The organism is Methylobacterium oryzisoli (genome assembly GCF_046557895.1).
In the GTDB taxonomy this organism is placed as follows: domain Bacteria; phylum Pseudomonadota; class Alphaproteobacteria; order Rhizobiales; family Beijerinckiaceae; genus Methylobacterium; species Methylobacterium oryzisoli.
The window spans coordinates 463706-488107 of sequence record NZ_JBKIBX010000001.1 but is presented as its reverse complement, the minus strand read 5'-3'; the positions used below and the strand labels follow the sequence as shown (position 1 = coordinate 488107).

Here is a 24402-nt window from a genome sequence, read left to right as displayed (position 1 = left end):
TCGCGTGGAACCCAGAACTTGATTTCTATAGAGTAAGACGCTAGAGTTTTTTCATATTAGAGGGCGCTTCACATAATATAATTATTGCTGTCTTATGACATAACATTTCAATACTAAAGAAGGATGATGAATTTGAAGAATTTCGCAGAAACGGAGCACCGGCTGGCGTGCGCAGATCGAGCTTGGCGTGCCGAGGTGACGCGTCTCCATGGGCCCGATGGCGTTCTGCAACATGCATACGATGCATTGGGACGCGGAGCACCGGGCACTCATCAGCGGGCGACCTTCGAGGCGCGCCAGCTTGCAATCGCAGCTTGGCGTCAAGCTCGGTCACGCTGAAACGACGGGGCCGCATTCTACAACTGTTCGGGGCGCTCGACCGCGAGCTGGGCCGTGCGGCAATGGCAACGATGGACGCCTGCAACGCCCGCTTCGGGCGCGGCAGCGTGGTGCCGACCCGGGCCGGGGCCGTCGAAAAGCGGACGTGGTCGGCGAAGTTCGAGATGCGCACGCCGCGCTACACCACGCAGCTGGTCGAGGTGCCATCCGTGTCGGCGCAGCTGCCGACTTAAGGAGCGCTCAGAAGGGATTTGGTACCGTCGGATGCGCCGGGGGTACCCGCCGCGCCCACGGGGGCGGCGTCTCGCTCTTCTTCTTGCCCGGCCAGGTGTTGACCTGCTCGGCCTTGCAGCGCGTCGTCGGCGGGCTGCCGCAGGTCTCCGCCAGAGCGTCCCACCCGACGCACCGCCCATTCGGACCCCGATAGCCGGGCCCGCCCTTGCAGCCACAGCCGGAACGCCCGCCGCCCGCGCAGGAACTCGTCGTCGGTCATATCACCACCGCCGGCACGATCGCCGTTCGGGTCGCGTTGCGGCGCGCGGCCTCGCCGGTCCCCTCGTCCGCCAGCATGCAAAGGCGGCTCGGCCCGTTGCCGAGCTCGTTCGATGAGATGCCCGACGACCGCAACCGCGGCGACGATCGCCAGGACGATTCCGGACGCGAAGATCATCGCCCCGACAGCCCCAAACATCTCCATGGTGGGCTACCTTCCGATCTCACCGACGACCTTGTCGATCCCGTCGATTGCGGCTCGGATCTGCGCGGCTCGCTCCTGCAGGGCTGTTACCTTCGCACGCCCGGGATCGTCAGCCGTCCACCAGCGGCCGTCGTCGATGACCAGGAGCAGCCGACCCAAGCGCTCGTGCTCGTGCTTCAGCGCGTCGATGAAGTCCCCGTTGCATGCCATCACGCCATCCCTCCGTGGATCACCACGGGACACCAACGCGCAGCCGCCCGCATTGAGCGACGGCGGTCAGGAGACGACAGCGCAGAGGCTAGCTTGTGCTCAGATCCGAGCAGACCCCCACCGAGCACGTGGCCGCTGCAAGGTCCGCCACCCGACCCGCTGTCCCGCGCAAACGACGGGCAGCGCGCGGAACACGGGCAGCCTCGCAATGGGCTCGTGGGCCCGCGCCCCCACAAAGAGCAGGACAGGAGTTGCAGCACGGGCCGGGCGCCTTCGCTGCTTGGGAGAAACGTTTTGCGATTATATACCTCGCGAACTAGGTACCAGATTTAGTGTTTGTGAGATATCGAACACTCCGGTAGGGTCGCCCATCGCAGGTCAGATCCTCAAGGCTCCTGCGGCTGAGAGAGACGTGCGCTCCCGCCTTGCAATGGGTGGCGGCGCGCATGCCTCGGTATCATTTCAATGTCTACGATGGCGTTGAGCTGCTCGATAAAACGGGCGTTGAGCTACCAGATCAGATTTTTGCCCGAAGGGAAGCCATCCGCTACGCGGGCATCTTGCTAGAAAACGGTGCAGAAAGGGACAATTTAGGCAGCGAATGGCGGATGGAAGTTACCGACAACTCTGATTTGCTGCTATTCCGATTGGATTTTTTTGTGACAGATGCGCCTGCATCAGTGTCATACGGCAAGAAGAAAGCCGGAGTCTAACGGTTGGCTTTGTCAGATTTCGCCTTCCAAAGGTGAGAGCCGGCCTCGCTCGCCTTCGGCTTCGCCCGCCCTATCACCTCTAGAGCCGTGTCAAACCGCTCCTCTGACTTGTCACAGTCGAGATCGCGGGCGACCTCTACGAACCGGCGGTGCCGCTCCTCGGGTGCCGTCTTCTCAGCCCCCAGCTTAGGCGCGGGGCGCTTCTGGCTTTCAGGTCCGGTCGGCATAGGGAGGCACCTCGACGAGCGTGCCGATCAGGCGGAGCAAGGCTNTACGAACCGGCGGTGCCGCTCCTCGGGTGCCGTCTTCTCAGCCCCCAGCTTAGGCGCGGGGCGCTTCTGGCTTTCAGGTCCGGTCGGCATAGGGAGGCACCTCGACGAGCGTGCCGATCAGGCGGAGCAAGGCTTGCTGTTCCGGCCTGCCCGTACCGTCCGCCAAGAACGCTCCCAACTCGATGTGACTGCGCTGCCCTCCTGAGGGGCCATTGGGCTGGTGGACGATGAATGCCCTGCCATTCTGCGGCTCTCGGCCAAGGTACCAAGTGTCTCCGCTAGGGCTTCGGTAAAGTTCTCGGCGATCCGACATCGGAGTGACCTCCCGCTCGGCGCCGAGCCTATGCCAGTCGGCACCGAACCGCGAGAGAAAGGGAGGGTTGGCAGATGGGGCCGTGTTCCGCTGACACCGCCACAGGTGCACCCGCAGGAACTCGGCCGTCACCTCACGGACCGAATAGAGGCAGGCCATCAGCACGCCGCACCGGTCCGCGCTGATCGCGCCTGACTTCGGATGCACGCTGAACAGGGTGAGCGTGTCTCAGCCGAGCGCGTCGGCCTGAGACCCGAACTCGTCCACGAAGCGGCGCGCGTTGCTGACGGTGGTCGTCCACTCCTTCGGCTTGAACCCGGGATAGGAAGCTTGGCCCGGCGAAAGGCTGGCGAGGCCCTGGCTCTAGGTCCTGTTGATCCGGTGTAGCGAGACGTTGAACTTCCCCGAGACCAGAACGCCCGGCCAGGCTCTAACCCTCCGCCGGGCGTTCCGCTGCATGCACACCTGCCTCGGACCACGGAACTAGCAGGCATCAACCTCGCTTAACTCAGGTAATCGCATCGGCCTGGACGCCGACCGGTCTCCTAAGCCTCGGTCGGCTTTTTTGCTGCCATGAAGCCCTCCCAGCCCCCGGAAGCCGAGATGACCCTTATCAAGCCCCAGCTGCACCCGCGCGAGTTCGGCAGCGCCTTCGACCCGGTGCTAGGCGGCGTGGCCAGTGGCCTCGAGGCTCTCTTCCCGGTGATCCCACACCCAGCCCACCGGCGCGACGCACCGGTCGGCCCGAGTATCAAGCCACCGTCGCCAGGATTTTGTCCCGCAGCGCCTGCGGCGTGAACGGCTTGAGCATGTAGCCGTCCGCCCCCGCGCTCTTGGCCGCCAGCACCGCGTCCTTGTCCATGCGGGCCGTCATGATCAGGAACTTGGTTGAGGCCAGATCCTTGTCGGCCCGGACGATGCGCAGCAGCTCAAAGTCCGTCACCGGCTGCATGTTCCAGTCCGAGATCACGACGTCGTAGGGCCGCTTGCGCATCATCAGCAGCGCCTCGTCGCCGTCCTGCGCTGTGTCAACGGTGGCGAAGCCAAGCCTCTCTCCGATGGCGCTGACGATCTGGCGGATGATGATCTGATCGTCGACCACGAGCAGGCGCTTGCCGGTGAACGGCGTTCGCCTCGGGATCTCCGTCATCTTGCACTCCGCGCCAGGGCAGGACGTAACGCTAGGCCATCGAAGTCAAGCTAGGAGTGGGGACAGAGGGAGCTCAGCCCAGGCAGGCAGCGTCCGGCGCGCGTCGAGGAACCGGCCCTAATCACGTGCGGTTGTCCTGCCGCACATGATGACTTCCCCTTTGACGCCGGCCGGCCCCCCGCGCCGGCGTCTTCTTGCGCGCCGTAGGAGAAGCGGGCCGGGTGTTCGTTCTCAAGCCCGCCCGGCCCGCCGTCCCCATCGCCGTGAATGATTGGCGCAGGACCTCCTGACCGTCGCACAAGCCGTGCCAGGGGTCTCGCGGCCTGAAAGACTATTTCAGTCTAGCCCTGCGCCCGCGCGGCCCCGCCGGAGATCGATCATTTGGGCCTTGTCTGACGGCCGGCGCGAGGCGCCCGCGAGGACTTCGGAAGACTGTCGAAGGCCTCCGCTTCCGTTCGCATAACGAGTGCTATGGAAGGCGCCGCGTCACCGACGGCCCTCGCGCGCGCGAACGGCTCGCCAGGGCCGCGTTCGCACGGTCCCCCAGCGCTCTTTGGTCTCCGCCAGCAGATCGAGCTGGCGCGCCAGTTCCAAGAGTTGAGAGCGGGCGGCGCCGAGGGACAGCCACTGAACCCGCTCGCGCGCTCCCCGGGCCCGCTGCCGGTACTCGGCCGCCTTGTTGGTCGACGGGGTCTGTATGGGCGTCCCGACGCGATGACGATCCGCGATCGGCCTAGCGAGCGGCGGAGGTGGGAGCATTCACCCAAGATGGCGGTCAGACCGTGGCCAAGGGCTGGGCCGGTGATACACGGGCCGCCACGGCCTCTCGGATCGCCGCCGCGGCCACGACCTCTGCGTTGCGGGTGATGGCGTGGAACTCGTCGAAGCTGGCTACCGTGTTCGAGACGAGCACCCGTGTGTGTCGCCGCGTCTCCTCCAGGCACGCACACAGGCGGCGCGCCTCCGAGAAGCGCGCTCCGCGCGGGCAAGCTGGCCGTCCATGGGCACCTCCGCGGTAGAGGCGGGGAAGTTCATCCAGGTTAACGGACCTGCACCCGGAGTTCATCCGACCCGGCCGACCTGACGCGCGAGCCGGATTGTCTCGCGGCGGGCCGTCACATGGGCTGGGCGATCAGCCTCACGCATCCTGCCGACAGGGAGATCCGCCATGTCCGCACTGATCGTGATGCTCGCCGGCGCCGCCGGTGCCCTAGCGCTCGTTGTCGCCGCTCATCCACGCGCCGAGCGCCTGTGGATCCTCAGGGTGCGGTGACGAGCGGGTAGCGGCCGGACTGCGCTAAACGACCCATCTGGCAGGGATGCCTATGGTCAAGGCTGAGCTGCTGCCTTCTCACTCCTGAAGCCAGCCGAAGCCGATTGCTGTTCCAACAGAGGCTGTGAATAATGTAGATACACTTAGTGTTATCAAGGCAAATATGAGCATGTCTGTAAATAGCCCCATCAAATAATTATAGGTCTGGGAGCGATTGTAGAATGTTGTCCATCAGGGGGTCCAGCCGCCCTCATGGAACAGCAACGCAGCATCCGTGTGATCGGTCCGATTGCTGGAGCTCTAAGCCAATATGCCGCACAGAAGATTGCCCTGCAGGGAAGCTTGAGCGTTAACCCGCCGCTGGTCTAATTGGTTAGTAGCTGCTGGCGCTCAGATGTGCGCCACGAAGCCTGAGGGAGTAAACAACCGACCCTCTGCCACGGCCAAGCAAGGTGGATCCGAAGCACGCCCACCGTTCCATTTAGCAGCGACAACGAAGAGCAGGCTGGACGAGAGCTCGCGAGAGACACCGAGGTTGCACGATCCACCCGGTCCGCCGCCGTGCTGGAGGTCGCCTACTGCGAGGTGACGCTGACCTCGACGCTCATGTCCCAGAATGCGTCAGGCGCGCCAAGAAAGCTGCCGGCCACCGGCATGGCCGTCCGTATATCGCGTGCAACAGCGACCGGGATCAGGTTCGCACCACCCATGCTGCGGTTGGTCGGGTCGAATGTGATCCAGCCCGCGCCTGGCACGTAGACCTCAGCCCACGCGTGCGTCGAACCGGCATCCGCGGAGCCTACCAGGCTCCGGGTCGGATCATGCAGGTAGCCGGAAACGATGCGCGCCCCGAAGCCGAGGCTGCGCACGGCTTCGACGAACAGGGTTGCGAGATCCCGGCAGGAGCCCTGACCGAGTGACAAAGTTTGGCTCGGCGACTGTGTGCCTTCGTCCTCCCGGGCCCAGTAGACAATGTTTTGAGCTACACCGGCACTCAGATCCTGCAGCAGCGACAGAGTGTCGGTCGGATTGCCTGCGACGAAGCCCTGCGCCCAGGTTCTCAGCCCTCCGTCGTCGGGGTATTGCTGAGCCGTCAGGAGCCCGAGGTCGGCCCACTCGTCGTCGGAGTACTGGAAGGGATAGGAGACGGCGGAGGCAGCGATGGGGAAGACCGGATAGGCTGCGGCTGAAAGAACGACCTGCGCGACGCTCTCGATCACGAGAGCATCTGAGGGCTGGCTGAATGTGGCCAGTGCCACGGCATTGCCGAACACGTCGTTTGCCCAGCTCACCGTCGCATCAGGCGTGAGGGTCATGATGCTCGCGACCAGGCGCACGTCGCGGCTCTCACGAGGTCGCAGCATGAGCCGATGCGGCCCGAGGGCGACGGGGTGCCGATAGCGGTAGACGGTTCGGTGCTGAATGTGCAGGTCGACCATTGGTGGCTCCTTGTTGCGCGGAATAGTTCCAATCCGTTGGGCCACGCTTCCCTGCAGTGGCACCTCCTGCCCCCGATCCCTTACATCCGTCAGCTTCTCGACAGTACCCAGATATCCACATCGCCCAAAATCGCGGCAGGGCATCTAGGATAAAAGCTGGGTGCCTTGCTATCGGGGATAGGGTGCCCCATAATAAGAAGATCGATCTTTGGCCGGACCTCCGGGCCTCTTCGCCCCGCTCAAATTGGGCGCATGCTCTGACACTCTCTCCAAATCCTATCGATGACTCGAGCTCGGCTGTGTTGAACGCACACCAAGCTCATCCACACACTTGGCTAAACGACAGAGGCGATCATGAGCATCGGCACCGTGAAGTGGTTCAACGGCCAAAAGGGCTTCGGTTTCATTCAGCCGGACGACGGCGGGAGCGATGTGTTCGTCCACATTTCCGCCGTCGAGCGTTCCGGCATGCACTCCCTCTCTGAGGGGCAGAAAATCTCCTATGAGATGGAGACGGATCGCCGAAGCGGTAAGCAGTCGGCCGGCAGCCTCAAGGCTGCGTAATCCTCTGACATGAGAATGCGCGTCTCTGTGCGCGCATTCCAAATTCAACTTGCACCGCAAAACACCAGTTAGGTCATGATCTTGAATTTCAATTTTCTCGAAGATAATACTTCTCGGCCTACTTGCAGCGACATTCCGACGTTTCAGGTTCAGCAAATCTGGCAGTGCCTCGACGACGAGCGGGTCGATGTTAGCCATTTGATCGACCGCACCTACAAGTACCACTCGGAGCGAGAGCTACGCTGGCACCTCGCTGACCGGTTCTCGCGCCCCGTGAGATCCCTCAGCCTGAGCCGGATGTGAGCCATTAGTGCGTTCAAGGAGGTTCAGTTCAGTGACCGGCTGAAGTCGGCTACTGAAGTCCGTAAGGCCATGCTGGTCCGCCTTCAGGAATGGCCCACGGTGGGATGACCCAGCTCTGGCTGCCCGCTGTGCTGAGTGGCAGGCGATCGGCGCTGCTCGTGCTGCGCGCCTCGCCGAGCGAGAGGCCCGCCGCCAAGCAGTGGGCGCCCGCTTGGAGGGCGAGCAGGTCCGTCCGCGCGAGCAAGAAGCTGTGGAGCAGATGCGCGGCGCCGCTGAGGCGGTGACCCGTAAGCTGATGCGTGAGGCCGAGCGGAAGGTGGCTCGTGAGGCCCAGTACGCTGCCCGCAAGGCACATAGGGGGCTCAAGCGTCAACAAGCAGCAAGAGAGACGAGCCATGATCAAAGCATTTATCACCGGCGCAGCGCGCAGTCCGTCCGACGAAGAGTTCAAGCAGCGCTTGGCCCGACTGGCACCCGCGCCGATCAGGTCAGGGCCGGCGAAGGCTCCCCCTCGGCGGTATCAGACGTTTGCTCAACTGCGTCCCGCTGAGGCATCGCCCCCGCCCTATCCGAACGAAGTGTGACACGACGAATAACTTGCGCCCTTTTAGGGCTGTGACATTGTCCGGCTGAGTTCAGCCACTTGCTCAGCTGCTTGCTGCTGGCCTTTGGCGTGGGCCGGCAGCATCAATGCGACGCTCAGCACCACGACCAGAGTGGAGTTCGTGTCCGACAGCGTGTTCTCTCGGCACTTCGGGGATGCGGACGCGGAATCCGTTCGCGCGGCAGCGCACGCCGGCTCTGAGGCACGTGTGGACGCGCGATGCAGAGCGCTGCGACCGACGTCTGTGATCCGCACCTCCTGCGCCATCAAGCCGTAAGCAGCCCAGCCCCAGGCGATGACGTTCGAGGCCATCCCGGAGCCCCTTAGCAGACCACGAGCGGACAGGTCGGAAATCACGCCCCAGCCACCAGCCGCCGCGAGCGCTGCCAGGAGTGCGCGTTCACTGCCAATCATTCCGCCCTCGCTCGCTCATTGACGGCCCATGCCAGCACATGCAGCGTCTCGCAGCCGCCACAAACCAGACGGCAATACATCAGCCACCAAATGTGCTATCAGTGTTTTTTGGAGGCTCAATATGAAAATTATTATAGATGCTGGATCGCTCTCTAGAATACTTCTCTTGGGCAGCTTTATGATATTGTTTTCGGCGGCTTACGCTGAGGCTCGGCCTCAGTCGAAAGGACCGGAAGCCGCCACCGCCGCTCAGCCGAAAACTGACATGAGAGAGCCACCGGAAGCTCAGGAGAGGCGCCGGAAAGCGAGCTTCGAGGCAGAGGCGGCGAAGCGGGAGGCTGCTGACAAGCTCCGCACAAAGCGCCTGGACAGCATTTCGAATTCGATCTGCATTGGTTGCGGCGGCCCGGCGGTGCCGTTTGACCCAACTGGAGGTGCACCTTCTCTCCAAAAACCTCGGCCGCGGGCCCAAGCACGCTGAAGATATGGGTTGCGGTAAGCTTTGAGTGTCAACGCCGGTTCAAGTCGGACCCACCTTTGCGGATCGCCGGCTGTAATCCGACCCACGCCTGCTCTGCGCCGGCATTCTCCCCCGCGGCCGTGCCACCAAGCCGGCGCGCCGCTTGTCCTTGAGCCGGCAGCTCTTGCCTTGGATCATCACTGCGCTGGCGTGGTGTATCACCCGGTCGAGCATGGCAGCAGTCAGCACCGCCGTGAGGGACTTTGTATGCCAGAGCCAGCACCTGGCCTCCCCGGCCCCGTGAATTACCTGCGCGTTTTTCAGCTCCCAGGCAAGAACGGAGACGACGGCCATTCGACACACCCGAAAAATAATCTCATTGACGCCCCCATAAATAAAGCGCACGCCTGGTTTTTGAGCTAAGGTACCGCTGTGAACGACAATGTCATGACGTGGCCGCATATCGCGGATCTGGTATTGACCGAGATTCACTGCCGTCCAGGCGGCGATAACTTGGTTTCTGTCGAATTTGACACCAGTGATAGCAAAGCGCTTGTGCCTGCATTTACCATTGAACTTAGGAGCGGATGCGATGCATCGTACCGCGAGATGGCTCAATCCGTCGTTGATATTATCAATCGTCTGAGTTGCGAACATTACATAAGAACATTCACAATGCATTAGATCAAAAGTTTTGTGGCAATTTCTGGGGATCGAGAGAGGTGGGCTCATCTAACGTGCTCCTCCGAGAGGTTCAGCCGCAAAATCCCGCAGCGTGCAAGCAAGTCCTGACGCGCACCCAGATAACCCTGACAGCCAAGTGACGAGGTCCAGAGGTGAACAATGCTGAGCAATTCGCCTCCAGAGAGGCAAGCCGCGTAATTTTGACGGCAGTAGCCAAGAGATTGCGGGTAGCCCGCAGACAGCGTCCGATGGCAACGGACGAGCGTGCGGTCTTGCAAACTGCACTCGCAGACCTCGTGAGCCTCTACATCTGCGAGCCAGCCACGGTGGGGAACAATGAGGAAGCAGCATGGATCTTCAAACGCATCCTGACATTGAGTGGTGCCGTTAATCTTGACGTGAATGTGCCGCCGACATTGCACTGAGAGCGGTGCGCTCGCGGCAGCGACAAAGATCGCAAGGACGCCGGTCATGGTCTCCTCCCGCAGCACTGCCGGTGTCGACGTGAACTGAGGCGCGATGCCGAATTCCCATGAGCAACAAGAGGCCGGAGGCGCCACCATCTTGACGAGCGAGGCTCTCTTTGTCTGACCCAAACCAACCCACACATGCAGCCGAATGGGCCGCTGCGATGCGCGGCATCGCCCGAGTGCTGACTGCGGAATGTGTCGAACTCTACGCCTTGATGCTTCAGGCATCGCCTCTCGAAAGACGCGAGGTGGCCCAACGGTTACGCGCCCTTGAGCCAGCATTGGGCGAGGCCGCTGGGCCGCTCGGGCTGCATGCGTGGTGGGACGTGGCCGAGCCAGTGCAGGAGCGGTTCCCGGGGCTGCTGGATGAGATGAAGTGAGCATTTCGCCTACTACGTCGCAATGCCAGCGCTTCTAGTCGTCACGATTGCGCAAGAGCCCGCGCGCTCATTGCTTGCATGACAGTTTCTCATAGCGTTCGGCGGCGGGTTTCTCGTTTGCTTTGCTCTAGTTTTTCTAACGGTATGGACGCAGCGAGGTAGAGACCTGGCCGGGTCGTCGATGCAGGGTTGGGCTGCTTCGATGACAAACACAGGCTTCGTGGCGCTGCCGATTCTACAGGCGACCTATGGGCCGAGAGCCGTGCTGCCGGCAGCGATCGCAACGGTTTTTGTCGCTGTCGTGATGTTTCCTGCCGCAGTGATTCTTCAGGAGTTCGATCCAAGCGAGCCGCGCAGTTCGCGCCTTGAGGCGTTCGCGCTGATCCGGCGCGTAATCCTGAATCCGATGGTCCTCTCAACTCTGATCGGCATCGCTTGGTCCGCGCTTGGGGCTCCGATGCCAGGGCCCATAAGCGCCTATCTCCACATCCTTGCCGACGCGCTGACTGCCTGCGCTCTCTTCGCCATAGGGCTTGGCTTGTCGATCAACGGACTACTTGCCAATTTCGGACGCGCAATCGCACTGACAATCGTCAAGCTCCTGATCATGCCGCTCATTGTCTTTGAACTTTCGATCGCAATGCGGCTTGACCCACTCTATACCGCTGCCGCGACCATCTGTGCAGGCGTGCCGACGGCCAAAACGGTCTATATCCTTTCGGGTGAGTATTGTTGCGAAGAGCCGCTTGTTGCGGCGACCGTCTCGATGACCACTTTATGCTCAATTGCAACCCTTATCGCGTGGATGTACGTTTTAGCGGTGGTCGCTCCCATTGGTTTGCGCCAGTAGTATAATCCTGATTGCAGCATCGAGCGATCCGGCGTCAGATCGGCGACCAGCCGCTTGAGCTTGCCGTTCTCCTCCTCCAACTGCTTCAGGCGCCGGATCTCCGGCAACCCCATGCCGCCGAACTGCTTCTTCCAGCGGTAGAAGGTCGGCTCGGACACGCCCATCTTCCGGCAGATCTCGTCCACCGTGCTGCCGTTCTCCGCCTGCCGGAGGGGAAAGGCGATCTGTTCGGACGTGAAGCGTTTCGAGGCATGGCATCCATCCTCCGTCGGAGTTCACCCAAGAGCATGCAGATGTGTCGGCAAGCTTTGCTCGCGCCAGCTCAGAGGGGCATGCGTCAGCGCCGTCGCGCCGCTTCCTTCCTGCGCCTCTCCCGCAATCGCTGCCCGCACCACAGCTGGTGACAGGAACGCCAGGTTCAGCAGCTGCCGCACCGCCCGCTCGCTGCAGCCCTCTTCGGCCGCCAGCGCCCGTGTGTCTGCTACCCGCCCACTCACCAGATCATCTAGCCACACCCGTGCCGTCGCGATTCTCTCAACCAGACGTGCGCGCCCCTTGTCCGTCAACAAAGTCCGGCCTTCGCCTGCCACCCTGATCACCTCACGCCGGCGCCGCCGCGGCTGACGTGACCAGGGCACAACCAGCGGCGCCTCGCTTTCCTCCTGGCCGCCCCTCACGTGCAGCTCCAAGCCGTCTGCCCGTACCACCACCCGCTTCACCCGCGCTGCAACTGCAGCCGCGGCAACCACCGGCTCATCCCCCAGACTTATTGCCCCGAGCACCGCCTGCTCGATCTCCGGTGCAGGCACGCGCACCACCTTCGTGGCTGCCCCTTGCCCGGCCTCGGCCGCAGAGACGTAGTAGCGATAGCGCACCGCGCCCTTCTTGGCCGTGCTCGTCACCATGCGCCTGCCCTGCGCGTCGTACAAAAGCCCACGCAGCAACCCGCCCGTGCTCACCCGCGACGCCACACGCTCCTGCGCCTGCGCGCTCAGCCGCGCCTGCACCGCCTCGAACAGCTCGCGCGGCACGATCCCGGCGTGCTCGCCCGGGTAGTGCCGCCCCTTGTGCCCCACCTCGCCGACATAGATCCGGTTGCGCAGCAGGTAGCCGAGGGCCCCCTTGCCGAACGCCACCCCGCCCCGCACCCGCCCGTCCTTCAGACGCGAAGCTCGGGTCACCATGCCCCGTGATCGCAGGTCCGCCACCAGCGCGCTCAGGCAGCCCTGCTCCAGGTAGCCGCGGAACAGCGCCCGCACCTGCTCGGCTTCCGCCTCGTCCACCACCAGCTTCTTGTCACGAACCTGGTAGCCGAGCGGTACCGGGCCACCCATGCGCAGGCCCTTGCGCTTGGAGGCCGCCACCTTGTCGCGGATGCGCTCGGCCGTGACTTCTCGCTCGAATTGCGCGAAGCTCAACAGCACGTTCAGCGTCAGCCGGCCCATGCTGGAGGTGGTGTTGAACGCCTGCGTCACAGACACAAACGACACGCCGTGCGCATCGAACAGCTCGACCAGCTTGGCGAAGTCGGCCAGAGAGCGGGTGAGGCGGTCGACCTTGTAGACCACGATCACGTCCACACGCCCGGCCCGCACCTCGGCGAGCAGCCGCTGCAGGGCGGGTCTGTCGAGACTGCCGCCCGAGTGGCCGCCATCATCGTAGCTCTCGGGCAGCAGGCGCCAGCCCTCGTGGGCCTGACTCTTGATGTAGGCCTCAGCCGCCTCGCGCTGGTTGTCGAGCGAGTTGAAGGCCTGCTCCAGCCCGGCCTCGGTGGACTTGCGCGTGTAGATGGCGCAGCGCAGCGGCTTGGGAGCGGAGGTCACGCCTGCCCTCCCCTGCTCGAAGCAGCCTTATCGCGCAGGCCGAAGAAGCGTGGGCCGTTCCAGCGCGTGCCGGTGATGGCGCGCGCCACCTCCGAGAGGCTGGTGAAGCGCTGCTCGTTCCAGACGAAGCCCTCAGCCGTGACCGTGACGGTGTGCAGCTGTCCGGCGAACTCGCGCACCAGCAGGGTGCCGGGGCGCAGGCCCGAGCTGGTGAGTGCCGGCAGGGGCGCGGGTGTAGTCGGGGCAGGAGCAGCTTCGACCTTGTGCTTGCGGCGGGTGCGCTCGCGGGCCACGCGGGCGAGCAGGCGCGCGGTGTCAGGGTCGAGATCGCCGTAGTGGCGGGCCTGGAGCTTGTAGGCCAGCAGGCGCAGGAGCAGGGCGCGCGAGAGCTGGGGCGGGGGCGCGCAGCGCAGGCGTTGGCGCCAGCGAGTGCGCAGCTGATCGAGCGGCAGGCTGGGCAGTTGGGCGAGCTCGCGCTCGAGCTCGTCAGCGGCGGTGGCGGGAGCAGGAGCGGGAGAAGGACGCATGGGCTGTTCTCCTCGGCTCAGCCGTGGGCGCGCGAGGAGCGCGAGGCTTCAGTGGCGATGCGGTAGGTGCTCTCGCCGTGTTGGCTCGTGCTGCGGATGATGAGGTGTCCGGCCTGACGCAGGCGGGTGAGGGCTGCGCGCGTGCTGTGAGCCAGCCATTCTGTCGAGGCCATCAGCTGGGCAAGGGTGGCGCCCTCGGGTCGCTGCAGCAGGACGAGGAGCTGGGCCTTCTTGGTCAAGGGACGCCGCGTGCCACCCCGCCGCTGCCTGGGAGTAGCCGCAGGGTGCACCTTCTCGTCGGACGCTTCAGCCGCGATCAGCTGCAGCCCCTCTGGCGTGAGTTGCAGTCCGTGCGGGCCGACCTCGTCCTCGCCCCAGCAGGTCTGTGCCGCCGTGGCGCGCACCGCAGCGGCGTAGCCGAGCCGGCAGAGCTTGCGGACGAGCGCCTATCGGGCTCGGGGGCTGAGCTCGCCCGGGCAGGCGAGCAGGTGATCCTGTCGCGCCGCGGCTGTGCGCAGCAGGGCGAGGTGGTGCGAGGAGAGGGGCATGCGAAACTCCGCGGTGGGTGCGGCAGCCTGGGGCTGCACCACCGCGAGCCTGCTCACCGGGGCGGGTGGCAGGCGGCCCGAGCGGCTGAGGTGGCCGGCTCGGGCCTGATCAGTTCCGCTCCGTTTGCAGCCGAAGTCCAGTCCCGAGTGGGCCTGTGCAGGGGACAGCAGGCGAGCACACGAACGCGGTCTCTGCCGTTAGGCGAACCGGTCTCCGCGTGCGGGTATTTCAGAGCTGATGGAAGCTGCTGAGGCATGGCCGGAGAACAGGCCCGAAATATGAGTGTCTCGCGGGAGGAGAGAAGGCCCGGAGAAGGGGCCGAAAATGGCCTGGAATCGACCAAGTCTCTGACCCAGCGCAGGTCTCTGCGCCAGACGGAAAACTGCTATTCTGTAGGAAGTGGGTGGTGGGGGAAGTAGGACTCGAACCTACGAAGGCATAGCCAGCGGATTTACAGTCCGCCCCCTTTGCCGCTCGGGACATTCCCCCAGGGCCGCGGCCGTGACCGCGGCGGCGTCCCCGCGCGGAGGCGGAGACCGGGGTCTTATGGTGAGGGCTCCGGCAGGTGTCAAGCCGGATCGCGCCGGGGCTCACTCGGCCTCGGCGACGTCGCACAGGCGCAGTTCGACCCGGTCGCCGCCGCGCCAGCGGTCGCGCGTGAGGGTGCCGGCGGCGTGGACGTCGCGGCCGATCCGGCGCAGCAGCATCTGGCCGAGCGGCCCCTCCGCGGCCCGGAACGCGATGGCGCCGACCGCGACGCCGTCGCGCCCGCGCAGCTGCGCCTTGACGTGCCCGTTGCCCACCACCCGGGCATCCGCGACGCGGTGGCGGGCGAGGGCGAAGACCGGCTCGGGCGCGCCCTGGCCGAACGGGCCGGCGCGCTCCACGGCCGCCACGAGATCGGGCCGCATCCCGCCGGCCGAGAGGAGACCGTCGACCAGCAGCGCCTGCGCCAGGCGGGCATCGTCCACCGACCGGCCGAGATCCTCGGCGAGGCCGTCGCGGAAGCGGTCGAGATCGACGGAGGCGATGGTCACGCCCGCCGCCATCGCGTGCCCCCCGCCCTTCGCGGCGAGGCCCGCCTCGACGGCGCGGCGCACCGCCCGCCCCAGATCGGCCCCCGGGATGGAGCGGCCCGATCCGGTGGCGGTGCCGTCCTGGCGCAGCGCGAAGGCGAAGGCCGGGCGGCCGAACCGCTCCTTGAGGCGGGCGGCGATCAGCCCGACCACGCCGGGGTGCCAGTCGGGACTGCTCGCGACGATGACGGGCTGATCCGGATCGCGGTCGAGGCGCAGGGCCGTCAGCGCCTCGGCCTCCGCCACGGCGGCGGCCTCGATGGCCTGCCGCTCGCGGTTGAGGGCATCGAGCTGGGCCGCGATGCCGGCCGCCTCGATCGGGTCCCGGCTGAGCAGGAGGCGGCTGCCGAGCGTGGCGTCCCCGATCCGCCCGCCCGCGTTGATGCGCGGGCCGACCAGGAAGCCGAGATGCCACGCCTGCGGCGCCTCCGCGAGGCTCGCCGCGTCGAGGAGGGCGGCGAGTCCGATCCGCCCGCGCCCCCGCATCACCGCGAGTCCCTGGCGCACGAAGGCGCGGTTGAGGCCGGTGAGCGGCACCACGTCGGCCACGGTGGCGAGCGCCACGAGGTCGAGGCCCGCCATCAGGTCGGACATCGCGACGCCGTCCCGGCGCAGGCGGCGCTTGAGGGCGACCAGCGTGAGGAAGACCACGCCGGCCGCGCAGAGGTGGCCGAGCCCCGAGAGGTCATCGAGCCGGTTGGGATTCACCACGGCGCGGGCCGGCGGCAGGGTCTCGGGCGCGCCGTGATGGTCGAGCACGACGACGTCGAGGCCGAGGCGCGCCGCCTCTTCGAGGGGGGCGTGGCCGGCGGTACCGCAATCCACCGTGACGAGGAGCGAAGCGCCCTCCTCGGCGAGCTTGCGCACCGCCTCGACGTTCGGGCCGTAGCCCTCCGTGATCCGGTCGGGGATGTGCAGGCGGAAGGGCACGCCGAGATCGCGCAGCACGCCGGCCAGCAGCGCCGCGCTCGCGGCGCCGTCCACGTCGTAATCGCCGAAGATCGCGACCTGCTCGCGCCCGCGCACCGCCCGGGCGAGGCGGTCGGCCGCCGCCTCCATGTCCACGAGCACGGCCGGATCCGGCATCAGGTCGCGCAGGCGCGGTTCGAGGAAGCCCGGCACGTCGGGCAGCGCGACGCCGCGCCCGGCGAGGATCCGGGCCAGCACCTCCGGCAGGCCGTGGCTCTGCGCGATGGCCGCGGCCGTCTGGAGCGTTTCGGCGCCGCGCTCGCGCCAGGGCCGGCCGAGAGCCGAGCGGTGGACGTCGAGGAGCGGGCGCGGCAGGTCGATGAGGTCGGTCACGGGCGCGATCCTAGCGGGATTCCCGACCGCGCGCTGCCGCCGCCGCGCGACACCCCGGGCCGGACGCGACGAAGCGGGGCACGAGGCCCCGCTTCGTCGGTCAGCCGCGCGATCGCGCGGCGCTCAGAGGCTCTTGACGATCTCGTCGACCACCTTCTTGGCGTCGCCGAACAGCATCATGGTGTTGTCGCGGAAGAAGACCTCGTTCTCCACGCCCGCGTAGCCCGAGCCCATGCCGCGCTTGATGAACAGCACGGTCTTGGCCCGCTCCACGTCGAGGATCGGCATGCCGTAGATCGGCGATTGCGGATCGGTCTTGGCGGCCGGGTTGGTGACGTCGTTGGCGCCGATCACGAAGGCGACGTCCGCCTGCGGAAATTCGCCGTTGATGTCCTCCAGCTCGTGCACCTCGTCGTAGGGCACGTTGGCCTCGGCGAGCAGCACGTTCATGTGGCCGGGCATGCGGCCCGCCACCGGGTGGATGGCGTACTTGACCTCGACGCCCTCCTTCTTGAGCTGGTCGGCCATCTCGCGGAGGCTGTGCTGGGCCTGCGCCACCGCCATGCCGTAGCCCGGCACGATGATGACCTTCTCGGCGTTCTTCATGATGAAGGCCGCGTCGTCCGCCGAGCCCTGCTTGACCGGCCGGGTCTCGACCTGCCCGCCGCCCGCCGCGGCGGTGTCGCCGCCGAAGCCGCCGAGGATGACCGAGATGAACGAGCGGTTCATCGCGTGGCACATGATGTAGGACAGGATCGCGCCCGACGAGCCGACCAGCGCGCCCGTGATGATGAGCGCGAGGTTGCCCAGCGTGAAGCCGATGCCCGCGGCGGCCCAGCCCGAGTAGGAGTTGAGCATCGAGACCACGACCGGCATGTCGGCGCCGCCGATCGGGATGATCAGCAGCCCGCCGAGCACGAAGGACAGGATCACGATCAGCCAGAAGACCGCCTTGCTCTCGTTGCCGATGAAGACCGCGAGCAGGACGACCAGCAGCACGGCGAGGCCGATGTTGATGGCGTGGCGCTGGGGCAACATGATCGGCTTGCCCGACATGCGGCCGTCGAGCTTGAGGAACGCGATCACCGAGCCCGTGAAGGTGATGGCGCCGATGGCGACGCCGAGCGCCATCTCGAACAGCGACTGCTTGTGGATGTGGCCGCGTTCCAGGATGCCGAAGGCCTGCGGCGCGTAGAGGGCGCCGGCCGCCACCGCCACGGCGGCGAGGCCGACCAGCGAGTGGAAGGCCGCCACGAGCTGCGGCATCGCCGTCATCGGCACGCGCCGGGCGATCACCGCGCCCGCGCCGCCGCCGATGCCGAGGCCGAGCAGCACGAGGAACCACGCCCCCGCCCCGGCGGGCGGATGGCCGACCAGCGTCGTCAGGATGGCGACCGCCATGCCGACCATGCCGTACAGGTTGCCCTGCCGGGAGGTGGTCGGGTGCGAGAGGCCGCGCAGCGCCATGATGAACAGGACGCCGGCGACGATGTAGAGAAGGGATGAGACGTTCTCCGACATCGCCTCAGACCTTCTTCTTGTACATGGCCAGCATGCGCTGGGTGACGAGGAAGCCGCCGAAGATGTTCACGCTGGCGAAGACGAGGCCGATGAAGCCGAAGAAGCGGGCGAGCCCGGTGCCCTTCTCGACCAGCGGCACGCCGACCGCCAGCAGCGCGCCGACCACGATCACCGAGGAGATCGCGTTGGTCACGGACATCAGCGGGGTGTGGAGGGCCGGGGTCACCGACCAGACCACGTAGTAGCCGACGAAGATCGCCAGCACGAAGATGGCGAGGCGGAAGACCGTGGGGTCGACGGCGCCGTGGGTGGCCGCCGCGAGGCCGTGGCCGGCCGCATCGGCGATGGCCTGGGCCTGCTCGGCGGCCCGGGTGGCGATATCGGCCGCCGTGCGGGCGGCGGCGGCGGCGGCCCGCGCCTGCTCGGCCGCCTGATCTGGGGGAAGCGTAGCCATGAATGTCTCCGCGAGGCTCCGGGCAGGGGCGGCTCAGGCCTTGGGCTGGAAGTTCGGGTGGATGACGGCGCCGTCGCGGGTCAGGCAGGTCGCCTTGACGAGCTCGTCGTCCCACTTCACCGCGAGGCTCTTCGAGGCCTTGTCGACCAGGGTCTCCACGAAGGCGTAGAGGTTGCGCGCGTAGAGGCTCGACGAGGTCGCGGCGAGGCGCCCCGGCACGTTGGCGTAGGCGACGATCTTCACGCCGTTCGCCGTCTCGACCACCTCGTCGGCCTTGGCCCCCTCGACGTTGCCGCCCCGCTCCACCGCGAGATCGACCAGCACCGAGCCCGGCCGCATCGCCGCGACCATGTCGGCGGTGACGAGCTTCGGGGCCGGGCGGCCGGGGATCAGCGCCGTGGTGATGACGATGTCCTGCTTGGCGATGTGGCTCGCCACCAGCTCCGCCTGCTTCTTGCGGTACTCGGCCGACATCTCCTTGGCGTAGCCGCCCGCGGTCTCGGCCTGCTTGAACTCCTCGTCCTCGACGGCGACGAACTTGGCGCCCAGCGATTCCACCTGCTCCTTGGCGGCGGGGCGCACGTCGGTGGCGGTCACGACCGCGCCCATGCGGCGCGCGGTGGCGATGGCCTGGAGGCCCGCCACGCCCGCGCCCATCACGAAGATGCGGGCGGCCGGCACGGTGCCGGCGGCGGTCATCATCATGGGCAGCGCCCGACCGTAGACGGCGGCGCCGTCCACGACGGCGCGGTAGCCCGCGAGGTTGGCCTGGCTGGAGAGCACGTCCATCACCTGCGCGCGGGTGATGCGGGGCATCAGCTCCATGGCCATGGCGGCCACGCCCGCATCGGCGAGCGCCTTCACCTCGGCCTCGTGGCCGTACGGATCCATGATGCCGATCACGACGGCGCCGCGCTTGAGGGCCTGCAGCTCGTCGCCGCCGGGGCGGCGCACCCGCAGCACCACGTCGGCGTCCTTGGCAGCGCTGGCGGCGTCCGGCGCGATGGTGGCGCCCATCGCCTCGAACTCGCCGTCGGGCACCCCGGCCTTCGCGCCGGCCCCCGCCTGGACCGCGACCTCCGCCCCCAGCGCCAGATACTTCTTCACCGTCTCGGGGATCGCCGCGACGCGCGGCTCCGCCGGATCGGTCTCGGATAGCACCGCGATCCGCATCCATCCATCCTTCGGTCACACGTGAAGAGCGGCCGCCGGAAAGCCGGCACCGAGAGGAAACCCACGCGACCGTCGAGCCGATTCCCCCCTGGATCCGGCTCTAGTGTATTTTTCCCGTCATTGAAAGGCCGCGCTTCTGCCGCTTTCCAGAGCGGCGAACGCGAAACGGGCCACCGCCCGGCCGGGGCGGCGACCCGTTCTGGACCAAAAATGTTCCGCAGCGTCAGTAGATCGCGAGCAGGATGGCCAGCAGCACGGCGATCGCGGCCGGGGCACGCCAGCCGAGCGAGGGGATCAGCGCCCCGGCCGCGCCCGCGATGCTCGACAGCAGCACCCCGACGATCGCGGTGATCCACGCCTCGCGCACGCCGCCGACCGCGAGCGCCAGGACCCAGCAGATCACGACCGTGGTGGCGATCTCGACGAACCGCACGAAGCCGCGATAGGTCGCCTCGTGCGTGGCGCCGTCCATCGCGGGGCTGTAAAGGTCGGAGGAGGCGTGGTTCGTGTCAGCCATGCTGGAGGGCCCCGGTTCTTGTGCAGTTTGGCCCGGCTTTAGCGCATGGCCGGGAGGGGGGCAATGCGCCGCGGCGGCGAGCGGCCCCGCCATTAGGCGAAGGTCTCTTCATCCGCGCGCCCCCGCGGTCAGGCCGGGGCCGGTAGGCCGGCGGCGGCGAGCGCCCGGCCCTGGCGGGCCGCGAGGTCGTCGAGGGAGAAGCGGTCGATCTCGGCCTCGAACAGCCGGTGGTAGTTGAGTTCCGAGCGCAGGTGCAGGAAGACCGCGCCGAGGCCCACCGCCGCCCGGTCCATGAACACGAATTCCCGCGGCACGGTGACGGGGCCGCGCTCCTTGAGGGCGCGGTGCACCTCGAAGGCCTGGCGCCGCCCGTACTCGCCGGGCTTGACCCCGTCCGCCACCGTGCGGACGCGGTCCTCCAGGAGCGGCCCGTAGATGAACCGCGCCCAGATGTTGAGGATGTCGATGAGCTCGCGGTTGAGGCGGCGGAAGCCCCAGCTCTCGTAGGCGTGGACGATCCGCTGCTGGTCGCCGTGGAGCAGCCCCTTGTAGAGGTCGACCACGCCGCCGACGAAGCGCGGGTGGAAGATGCGGATGCAGCCGTAATCGAGGAGGTTGATGCCCTGCGGCTCGCCGTCCTCGGAGAAGACCGTGTAGTTGCCCAGGTGCGGATCGCCGTGGATGACCGCGGCGCGGCTGAAGGGATGCCACCACGCCTTGAACATGGCGTGGGCGAGGCGGTTGCGGATCTCCAGCGGCGCCTGGGCGTGGGTAAGGATCTTTTCCCCGTCGAGCCAGGTCAGGGTGAGGAGGCGCTTGGTCGTGAGATCGGCGTGCACCGCCGGCACCCGCACGGTCGGGATGCCCCCCAGGACCTCGCCGTAGAGCACCGCGTGCTTGGCCTCGCGCAGGTAGTCGAGTTCCTCGCGCACCCGGTCGCCGATCTCCTTGGCGATCTCGCGGGTGTCGATGGCCACCCGCATGCGGCGGTGGAGCGCGAAGGCGAGTTCGAGCTGCTTGAGGTCCGCCTCCACGGCGGATTGCATGTCGGGGTACTGCAGCTTGCAGGCCAGCGGCTGGCCGTCGCGCGTCGTGGCGCGGTGCACCTGCCCGAGCGAGGCCGCGGCCGAGGGCTTGAGGTCGAACTGGCCGAAGCGGCCCTGCCAGTCGGGGCCGAGTTCCGCCGCCATGCGCCGCTTCACGAAGGCGGCACCCATCGGCGGCGCCTCGGATTGCAGCTTCTGCAGCTCCTGGGCGTATTCGGGCGGTAGCAGGTCCGGCACGGTGGCGAGGAGCTGCGCCACCTTCATGATCGGCCCCTTGAGGCCGCCGAGCGCCTGGGCGAGGGCCGCGGCGTTCGACAGGTCCTCGCCCTTCAGGCCGAGGAAGCGCGCCCCCGCCATCCGCGCCGCGACCCCGCCCATGTTGGCGCCGACCCGGGCGTAGCGGGCGGCGCGCGCGGAGAATCGGTTGGCTTCGCTGTCGGAGGCGGGCATGCGGGACTCGTGAGAGGACGGTCAGTCCCGTAGATATGCCGGCGGACCGGTCCTGCTAGGTCCCGGGGTCCGCCCCGGCGTGCGGCGAATCAGCGGCGTCCGGCACCGGGCCCCAGCACGGAGGCCGAAGACCCGCCCCCGCGAGGCTGGCTCAGGACTGGCGCAGGGCCGCCCGCAGCACCCGGATCATCTCCTCGACGGCGCCGTCCTGGTCGTTGCTGCGCACCGCGTAGTTCACGGAGGCGTCGAGATGCTCGCTGATGAGCTGCAGGGCCGCCTCGCGCACCGCGGCCGTGATGGCGTTCATCTGCTGCACCTCGTCGAGGCAGTAGCGATCCTCCTGGACCATCGCCTGGAGGCCCCGCACCTGACCTTCGATGCGCTTCAGACGCTGCAGGACCGGACGCTTCTCGTCGTCATTGCGTCGGATCTGGAGACGCCCATCCTGGTAGGTGTAATCCATAACCTTCCGTTCCCGGTCGTCCTTCGGCTCGCACATGACGCGACGCGGCGCGACCGAGGCGGGTTTCCAGGGACGACCGCCGTTCTGTCTCTACGGCAGCATCAGCGATCGGATATCTCCGTGCAATCGGTCAAGACCGAAACGATCGCCCGCTCAAGTATTTCAACACCCGTGCCCGTGCGGCGACAGAATCCGGGCCGTTCCCGGCATGATCCCCGGGCTCCCTGCTGCGCCCGCCCGCCCCGCCGCCCCGTTCATCCCGCCGATCCACCGCGCCGTCTGCGTGCGGCGGAGCCGACTCGGCGCGTCCGGCATCTCGCGAACATCATCGGCCGCCGGCCGATCCGCGGGACGGTGCTGAGGGGCAGCACCGGTTTTCCGAACTTATACTAGTGCAAGGTACCTGTACCCGCAGCGGAATCAAGGGGCGCGTGCCTCCTCAGGCGTCCATCGCTTCGAGTTCCGCGATCATGCCCTCGATCATCGACAGGCCGATCTGCCAGAAGGCCGGGTCGCGGGCATCGAGCCCGAACGGCGCCAGGAGTTCGCCGTAGGGCTTGGTGCCGCCGGCCGACAGCAGGGCGAAGTAGCGCTCGACGAAGCCCTCCTCGGCGGTCCGGTAGACGCCGTAGAGCGAGTTCACGAGGCAGTCGCCGAACGCGTAGGCGTAGACGTAGAACGGCGAGTGGATGAAGTGCGGGATGTAGGCCCAGAACGGCTCGTAGCCGGCATCGAGCCGGATCGCCGGGCCGAGACTCTCGGCCTGCACGGACATCCACAGGGCGCAGATCTGCTCGGCGGTGAGTTCGCCCTCGCGGCGGGCGAGGTGCACCTTGCGCTCGAAGGCGTAGAACGCGATCTGGCGCACCACCGTGTTGATCATGTCCTCAACCTTGGCGGCGAGGAGCGCCCGGCGCTGGCCGGGGTCCCGGGTGGCGTCGAGGACGCGGCGGAAGGTCAGCATCTCGCCGAACACGCTCGCCGTCTCGGCGAGCGTCAGCGGGGTCGGGGCCATCAGGGCGCCGTTGCCGGCGGCGAGCACCTGATGCACCCCGTGCCCGAGTTCGTGGGCGAGGGTCATCACGTCGCGCGGCTTGCCCTGGTAGTTCACCAGCACGTAGGGGTGGGCTGAGGGCACGGTGGGATGCGCGAAGGCGCCCGGCGCCTTGCCGGGGCGCACGGGCGCGTCGATCCAGCCGCCGTCGAAGAAGCCGCGGGCGATCTCCGCCATCCGGGGCGAGAAGGCCGTGTAGGCCGAGAGCACCGTCTCGCGCGCCTCCGCCCACGGGATGGTGCGCTGCTCGACCCGGGGGAGCGGCGCGTTGCGGTCCCAGTAGGCCAGGGTCTCGCGCCCGAACCAGCGCGCCTTGAGGCGGTAGTAGCGGTGCGACAGGCGCGGATAGGCGGCCGTCACCGCCTCGACCAGCGCCGCCACCACCTCGGGCTCGACCCGGTTGGCGAGGTGGCGGGCATCCGCCACGTCCGCGAAGCGGCGCCAGCGGTCGGAGATCTCCTTGTCCTTGGCCAGCGTGTTGGTGATGAGCGTGAACACCCGCAGGTTCGCCCGGAAGACGCCGCTCAGCGCCTCCGCGGCGTCGCGGCGCACGCTCTCGTCGGTATCCTGGAGCTTGTTGAGCGTGGGCTCCAGCGTCAGGTCCTCGCCGCGCAGCGGAAAGCGCAGGGAAGCGATGGTCTCGTCGAAGAGGCGGTTCCAGGCCGCGCGCCCGGTGACGGACTTTTCGAGGAGGAGTTTCTCGGCCTCGTCGCTGAGCTGGTGGGGCTTTTCGCGCCGGATGTCCTCCAGCCACGGCCGGTAGCGGGCGAGCGGCGGGTTCGCGGTCGCCGCGTCGATGACCGCATCGTCCACGCGGTTGAGTTCGAGGGTGAAGAACAGCAGGTCGCTCGACGCGTCGGTCAGCCGCTCCTGGGTGTCGCCGTAGAACTTGGCGCGGGCCGGGTCGGTGGTGTCGCCCGAGTAGACGAGCCCGGCATAGGACATCAGCCGCCCCATCCGGTCCTCGATCGCCTCGTAGGCGGCCACCGCGGTGCCGAGCGCCTCCGAGGCGCCCTCGCCCGCGGCGATCGCGGCGATGCGGCCGCGATAGGTCTCGGCGAAGCTCCGGCACTCGGTCTCGGCCGCCGCGAGGTCGCGGGCGAAGGCCGGGTCGTCGAGACCGGCATAGAGGTCGGAAAGATCCCATTCCGGCAGCGGCCCGAGATCGACGGCGCGGGCCGTGGCCTGGGCGGCGCTCTGCGAGGCATCCGACGGCACGGCGGCATGCGTCACGGACCAAGTCGTCATGGACCAGGTCGTGATGGGCCGGGTCTTCATGGGCTGGGAGTCCTCTGTCGATCGACCGCTGCGG

General features: G+C 67.0%; 24 protein-coding genes, 1 tRNA gene and 2 pseudogenes. 8 read left to right on the top strand and 19 right to left on the bottom strand.

Annotated features, from left to right (window positions below):
• Positions 1-401: 401 nt before the first annotated feature.
• Positions 402-572: a DUF4113 domain-containing protein gene (locus ACKUB9_RS02410; protein WP_407519073.1), complete on the top strand. Its 171-nt coding sequence runs from the start codon at positions 402-404 to the stop codon at positions 570-572.
• Positions 573-1042: 470 nt separating this feature from the next.
• On the opposite strand, the gene ACKUB9_RS02405 is transcribed toward ACKUB9_RS02410, so the two are convergent.
• Entirely contained in the window at positions 1043-1246 is a 204-nt protein-coding gene (locus tag ACKUB9_RS02405; RefSeq protein WP_407519072.1) for a hypothetical protein, read from the bottom strand.
• 434 nt (positions 1247-1680) lie between these two features.
• Between ACKUB9_RS02405 and ACKUB9_RS02400 the strand changes: the two genes are divergently transcribed.
• Entirely contained in the window at positions 1681-1959 is a 279-nt protein-coding gene (locus ACKUB9_RS02400) for a DUF6894 family protein (protein WP_407519115.1), read from the top strand.
• A 1336-nt stretch (positions 1960-3295) separates the two neighbouring features.
• On the opposite strand, the gene ACKUB9_RS02395 is transcribed toward ACKUB9_RS02400, so the two are convergent.
• The 3 genes from ACKUB9_RS02395 to ACKUB9_RS02385 all read right to left on the bottom strand — a co-directional run bounded on the left by ACKUB9_RS02395 (position 3296) and on the right by ACKUB9_RS02385 (position 6406).
• Positions 3296-3694, bottom strand: coding sequence for a response regulator (locus tag ACKUB9_RS02395; protein WP_407519070.1), 399 nt, complete (start codon positions 3692-3694; stop codon positions 3296-3298).
• Between the two features lie 775 nt (positions 3695-4469).
• A complete protein-coding gene (locus ACKUB9_RS02390; RefSeq protein WP_407519068.1) occupies positions 4470-4607 on the bottom strand; it encodes a hypothetical protein in 138 nt (45 codons plus the stop codon).
• Between the two features lie 935 nt (positions 4608-5542).
• Complete coding sequence (locus ACKUB9_RS02385; protein WP_407519067.1) at positions 5543-6406, bottom strand: transglutaminase family protein; 864 nt, start codon at positions 6404-6406, stop codon at positions 5543-5545.
• Between the two features lie 354 nt (positions 6407-6760).
• Here ACKUB9_RS02385 and ACKUB9_RS02380 point away from each other — a divergent pair, with 354 nt between their 5' ends.
• The 3 genes from ACKUB9_RS02380 (at position 6761) to ACKUB9_RS02370 (ending at position 7823) form a co-directional block, all read left to right on the top strand.
• Positions 6761-6970, top strand: coding sequence for a cold-shock protein (locus ACKUB9_RS02380; protein ID WP_407519066.1), 210 nt, complete (start codon positions 6761-6763; stop codon positions 6968-6970).
• Between the two features lie 306 nt (positions 6971-7276).
• Positions 7277-7381, top strand: coding sequence for a DUF6481 family protein (locus tag ACKUB9_RS02375; RefSeq protein ID WP_407519114.1), 105 nt, complete (start codon positions 7277-7279; stop codon positions 7379-7381).
• 7 nt (positions 7382-7388) lie between these two features.
• The gene (locus ACKUB9_RS02370; protein WP_407519112.1) at positions 7389-7823 is read left to right on the top strand and encodes a hypothetical protein; all 435 of its coding nucleotides are present in this window, start codon (positions 7389-7391) and stop codon (positions 7821-7823) included.
• Between the two features lie 57 nt (positions 7824-7880).
• On the opposite strand, the gene ACKUB9_RS02365 is transcribed toward ACKUB9_RS02370, so the two are convergent.
• Together ACKUB9_RS02365 and ACKUB9_RS02360 are read right to left on the bottom strand one after the other, a co-directional pair.
• Complete coding sequence (locus ACKUB9_RS02365) at positions 7881-8291, bottom strand: hypothetical protein (RefSeq protein WP_407519064.1); 411 nt, start codon at positions 8289-8291, stop codon at positions 7881-7883.
• A 598-nt stretch (positions 8292-8889) separates the two neighbouring features.
• Positions 8890-9012: pseudogene (locus ACKUB9_RS02360) on the bottom strand (ATP-binding protein); the annotation flags it as partial.
• A gap of 575 nt (positions 9013-9587) precedes the next feature.
• Here ACKUB9_RS02360 and ACKUB9_RS02355 point away from each other — a divergent pair.
• The 3 genes from ACKUB9_RS02355 to ACKUB9_RS02345 all read left to right on the top strand — a co-directional run bounded on the left by ACKUB9_RS02355 (position 9588) and on the right by ACKUB9_RS02345 (position 11135).
• Entirely contained in the window at positions 9588-9860 is a 273-nt protein-coding gene (locus tag ACKUB9_RS02355; RefSeq protein WP_407519063.1) for a hypothetical protein, read from the top strand.
• 206 nt (positions 9861-10066) lie between these two features.
• Complete coding sequence (locus ACKUB9_RS02350) at positions 10067-10285, top strand: hypothetical protein (protein ID WP_407519061.1); 219 nt, start codon at positions 10067-10069, stop codon at positions 10283-10285.
• A 91-nt stretch (positions 10286-10376) separates the two neighbouring features.
• Positions 10377-11135 (top strand): AEC family transporter, encoded by a 759-nt coding sequence (locus tag ACKUB9_RS02345; protein WP_407519110.1) that lies wholly within the window; start codon positions 10377-10379, stop codon positions 11133-11135.
• Positions 11136-11146: 11 nt separating this feature from the next.
• On the opposite strand, the pseudogene ACKUB9_RS02340 reads toward ACKUB9_RS02345, so the two are convergent.
• From ACKUB9_RS02340 to ACKUB9_RS02280, 13 genes and pseudogenes are all read right to left on the bottom strand, one after another.
• A pseudogene (locus tag ACKUB9_RS02340) lies at positions 11147-11359 on the bottom strand (transposase); the annotation flags it as partial.
• Positions 11360-11410: 51 nt separating this feature from the next.
• Positions 11411-12958: a recombinase family protein gene (locus ACKUB9_RS02335; RefSeq protein ID WP_407519059.1), complete on the bottom strand. Its 1548-nt coding sequence runs from the start codon at positions 12956-12958 to the stop codon at positions 11411-11413.
• On the bottom strand, positions 12955-13485 hold the full coding sequence (locus tag ACKUB9_RS02330) for a DUF2924 domain-containing protein (RefSeq protein WP_407519057.1): 531 nt from the start codon (positions 13483-13485) through the stop codon (positions 12955-12957). The genes ACKUB9_RS02335 and ACKUB9_RS02330 overlap by 4 nt, the downstream gene beginning before the upstream one ends.
• Before the next feature lie 17 nt (positions 13486-13502).
• The gene (locus tag ACKUB9_RS02325; RefSeq protein WP_407519055.1) at positions 13503-13724 is read right to left on the bottom strand and encodes a DUF3489 domain-containing protein; all 222 of its coding nucleotides are present in this window, start codon (positions 13722-13724) and stop codon (positions 13503-13505) included.
• 714 nt (positions 13725-14438) lie between these two features.
• A tRNA-Tyr gene (locus ACKUB9_RS02320) sits at positions 14439-14523 on the bottom strand.
• A 101-nt stretch (positions 14524-14624) separates the two neighbouring features.
• Complete coding sequence (recJ, locus tag ACKUB9_RS02315; RefSeq protein WP_407519054.1) at positions 14625-16412, bottom strand: single-stranded-DNA-specific exonuclease RecJ; 1788 nt, start codon at positions 16410-16412, stop codon at positions 14625-14627.
• A gap of 123 nt (positions 16413-16535) precedes the next feature.
• On the bottom strand, positions 16536-17933 hold the full coding sequence (locus ACKUB9_RS02310; protein ID WP_407519052.1) for an NAD(P)(+) transhydrogenase (Re/Si-specific) subunit beta: 1398 nt from the start codon (positions 17931-17933) through the stop codon (positions 16536-16538).
• A 4-nt stretch (positions 17934-17937) separates the two neighbouring features.
• Positions 17938-18387, bottom strand: a complete 450-nt coding sequence (locus tag ACKUB9_RS02305; RefSeq protein ID WP_407519050.1) for a proton-translocating transhydrogenase family protein — start codon at positions 18385-18387, stop codon at positions 17938-17940.
• A gap of 33 nt (positions 18388-18420) precedes the next feature.
• Positions 18421-19560, bottom strand: coding sequence for a Re/Si-specific NAD(P)(+) transhydrogenase subunit alpha (locus ACKUB9_RS02300; protein WP_407519048.1), 1140 nt, complete (start codon positions 19558-19560; stop codon positions 18421-18423).
• A gap of 223 nt (positions 19561-19783) precedes the next feature.
• On the bottom strand, positions 19784-20077 hold the full coding sequence (locus tag ACKUB9_RS02295; protein WP_407519046.1) for an aa3-type cytochrome c oxidase subunit IV: 294 nt from the start codon (positions 20075-20077) through the stop codon (positions 19784-19786).
• A 128-nt stretch (positions 20078-20205) separates the two neighbouring features.
• On the bottom strand, positions 20206-21573 hold the full coding sequence (locus tag ACKUB9_RS02290; protein ID WP_407519044.1) for an ABC1 kinase family protein: 1368 nt from the start codon (positions 21571-21573) through the stop codon (positions 20206-20208).
• A gap of 151 nt (positions 21574-21724) precedes the next feature.
• Positions 21725-22036, bottom strand: a complete 312-nt coding sequence (locus ACKUB9_RS02285; protein WP_407519043.1) for a metal-sensitive transcriptional regulator — start codon at positions 22034-22036, stop codon at positions 21725-21727.
• A 439-nt stretch (positions 22037-22475) separates the two neighbouring features.
• On the bottom strand, positions 22476-24338 hold the full coding sequence (locus tag ACKUB9_RS02280) for a M3 family oligoendopeptidase (protein WP_407519041.1): 1863 nt from the start codon (positions 24336-24338) through the stop codon (positions 22476-22478).
• Between the last annotated feature and the right edge of the window lie 64 nt (positions 24339-24402).

Coding starts and splice junctions, on each gene's coding strand:
- ACKUB9_RS02310 (WP_407519052.1), bottom strand. CDS start 17,933: ATGTCGGAGAACGTCTCATCCCTTCTCTACATCGTCGCCGGCGTCCTG.
- ACKUB9_RS02380 (WP_407519066.1), top strand. CDS start 6,761: ATGAGCATCGGCACCGTGAAGTGGTTCAACGGCCAAAAGGGCTTCGGT.
- ACKUB9_RS02385 (WP_407519067.1), bottom strand. CDS start 6,406: ATGGTCGACCTGCACATTCAGCACCGAACCGTCTACCGCTATCGGCAC.
- ACKUB9_RS02330 (WP_407519057.1), bottom strand. CDS start 13,485: ATGCGTCCTTCTCCCGCTCCTGCTCCCGCCACCGCCGCTGACGAGCTC.
- ACKUB9_RS02395 (WP_407519070.1), bottom strand. CDS start 3,694: ATGACGGAGATCCCGAGGCGAACGCCGTTCACCGGCAAGCGCCTGCTC.
- ACKUB9_RS02405 (WP_407519072.1), bottom strand. CDS start 1,246: ATGGCATGCAACGGGGACTTCATCGACGCGCTGAAGCACGAGCACGAG.
- ACKUB9_RS02300 (WP_407519048.1), bottom strand. CDS start 19,560: ATGCGGATCGCGGTGCTATCCGAGACCGATCCGGCGGAGCCGCGCGTC.
- ACKUB9_RS02365 (WP_407519064.1), bottom strand. CDS start 8,291: ATGATTGGCAGTGAACGCGCACTCCTGGCAGCGCTCGCGGCGGCTGGT.
- ACKUB9_RS02410 (WP_407519073.1), top strand. CDS start 402: ATGGCAACGATGGACGCCTGCAACGCCCGCTTCGGGCGCGGCAGCGTG.
- ACKUB9_RS02285 (WP_407519043.1), bottom strand. CDS start 22,036: ATGGATTACACCTACCAGGATGGGCGTCTCCAGATCCGACGCAATGAC.
- ACKUB9_RS02290 (WP_407519044.1), bottom strand. CDS start 21,573: ATGCCCGCCTCCGACAGCGAAGCCAACCGATTCTCCGCGCGCGCCGCC.
- ACKUB9_RS02305 (WP_407519050.1), bottom strand. CDS start 18,387: ATGGCTACGCTTCCCCCAGATCAGGCGGCCGAGCAGGCGCGGGCCGCC.
- ACKUB9_RS02350 (WP_407519061.1), top strand. CDS start 10,067: ATGCGCGGCATCGCCCGAGTGCTGACTGCGGAATGTGTCGAACTCTAC.
- ACKUB9_RS02280 (WP_407519041.1), bottom strand. CDS start 24,338: ATGACGACTTGGTCCGTGACGCATGCCGCCGTGCCGTCGGATGCCTCG.
- ACKUB9_RS02295 (WP_407519046.1), bottom strand. CDS start 20,077: ATGGCTGACACGAACCACGCCTCCTCCGACCTTTACAGCCCCGCGATG.